General features: G+C 48.9%; 2 protein-coding genes. Both read left to right on the plus strand.

Annotated features, from left to right (window positions below; translation table 11 throughout):
* Positions 1 to 173 precede the first annotated feature (173 nt).
* Positions 174 to 755 carry a sigma-70 family RNA polymerase sigma factor gene (locus tag VN105_RS23825; RefSeq protein ID WP_325644938.1) on the plus strand — a complete coding sequence of 194 codons (582 nt, stop codon included), beginning with the start codon at positions 174 to 176 and terminating at the stop codon, positions 753 to 755.
* A gap of 52 nt (positions 756 to 807) precedes the next feature.
* Positions 808 to 1,959, plus strand: a complete 1,152-nt coding sequence (locus VN105_RS23830; RefSeq protein WP_325644940.1) for a FecR family protein — start codon at positions 808 to 810, stop codon at positions 1,957 to 1,959.
* Positions 1,960 to 2,205: the final 246 nt, after the last annotated feature.

Genomic DNA, 2,205 nt, shown 5'->3' on the forward strand with positions numbered 1-2,205 from the left:
ATTGATTAAGTGAGTGAAACAATGAAACCAATCCCGACAGATAAAATCTATAGGGAAGTTCAGTCGTGTTGTTGAAGCCAACTACAACCACAGGATTGCAACTACTTAAAACAACCATCCGTAAAGGGATTTTCAACCAAACAGGACTCCCGGAAATTTTAAATACGCTCTAAGTGCCGCCAGAATCTTTACATACTGATGAAACTGCGCTCCTGTTACGTATAGCAGAAGGTGACGAGCAGGCTTTTTCCTCCTTATTTACCACATGGGCCACCCCGCTCGCTGCCATCGCCATGAGGATATTGAAGAACGAATATGCCCGGCAGGAAGTAGTGCAGGAAGTATTTATTAAGGTGTGGCTTCACCGCGACAAGCTGGACAAAGTGGAGAACCTGGGCGCCTGGCTCCGGAAAATCACTGTTAACCAGAGTCTGCTTGCCCTGCAGCGGCATGCAGCAAATGATAAACGGCTGGAAGCCATCCAAATAACGCAAAATCCTGTCGACAATACCAGTACCCTTGAGCTGAAAGAAATCCGCCGCCTTGTACATGAAACTATCGAATCCCTTCCCCCGCAAAGAAAAATTATATACCAACTTAACCGTGTGGAAGGAAAAACTACGCGGGAAATAGCAGAAGAGCTTCAGTTGTCGCACGGTTATGTACGCAATGCACTCAGCGCGGCCCTGGCAATTATCAGGGAACGGCTCACCGGTTCCGGCCTGCTGCTCCTGGCGCTTTTGCTGCACCTGTAATTTTTTTTTCTGACAGATGATGACAAAACATCCTTCACCCTGATCTTATACTATGAACAGCATGGAAAATACCCGGTTACATAATCTGACGAAAGATTTCCTCGACAATAAACTGGATGCAGCAGGCCAGCGGGAATTTTATGCGCTCCTGGGAGATCCCCGGGAGCGGGAAGCCCTTGCGGAAATATTCATGGAGCTTACCGGGGTGCCTGATATGGACCTTGAATTTGATCCATCCCTGCAACCATTGCTGAACAAGGTGAAATCAGTAGACCTGCCCCGCAAAGCGCCCGTAAGGCGGATGCGCTACTGGAGCTGGGCCGCAGCTATAGGGTTGCTTGTGCTTGCAGGCAGCATTTACCGGCTTACAGAACAGCGTGAAAGCACAGCGCCTGTCCTTGCACAACATAAGGCGGTGGCGCCCGGAAAACAAGGTGCAGTGCTCATGCTGGCAGATGGTTCCGCCGTGCTGCTCGACAGTATGAAAAACGGTGTGGTGGCAAACCAGGCAGGAACCAATGTAATACTGAACAACGGGCAGGTGGTATACAATCCTGAAGAAAACAGTACCGCTGCTACAGCATACAACACGATTTCCACGCCAAGAGGCAGGCAGTTCAGCGTAGTACTGCCGGATGGCACAAAAGTTTGGCTGAATGCTGCATCGTCGCTGCGATACCCTGTGGCCTTCCCCGCCAATGCACGCGAGGTAAGGATTACCGGCGAAGCATATTTTGAAGTAGCGCCGGACGCCACCAGGCCATTCTCTGTACGCTTCAATGAAAAGGGCATCGTGGAAGTGCTTGGCACCGCCTTTAACCTTAACGCCTATACGGACGAACCACAGGTAAAAACCACCCTGCTGAGCGGCAGCATCAGGCTGAATAAACAACAGGTGCTCCGGCCCGGAGAACAGGCAAATATTGACAACAACAGCATCACCGTGGAAAGCAATGTAGAAACAGAAAATGCCATCGCATGGAAGAAGGGCTTGTTCATGATGAGCAGCACAGATCTCCCGGCATTATTCCGGCAAATATCAAGATGGTACGATATAGAAGTGGACATGAAGGGAGAACTGCCCAAACGCTCATTCGGCGGCACTATTGCCCGAAACGTACAATTAACGGATATTATCGAAGCCCTTAATATATATGGCGTGAATTGCAAACTTGAAAACAATAAACTGGTAGTACAACCATAAAGACATTAGCCTGAAAAAAAGAAAACCGCCCCGTCTGACTCACGGGGCGGCTATTAAGGTCGGGCTAATAAACCAATACAGGTTCTGTTTTATTTATCAACCAAAACCAACCAAATGTATGCAATTAATTGCGTTTTTGGTCCGGCATTTTTATGTGCCAGCCGGACTGTACATGAGAACGTTACGGCGTACGAAAATCGCCGCCATTCTACTCCTTATTGTAAGCCTTCAGGCCAGTGCAGCTTC

Source organism: Chitinophaga sp., from assembly GCF_035564935.1.
GTDB lineage: Bacteria > Bacteroidota > Bacteroidia > Chitinophagales > Chitinophagaceae > Chitinophaga.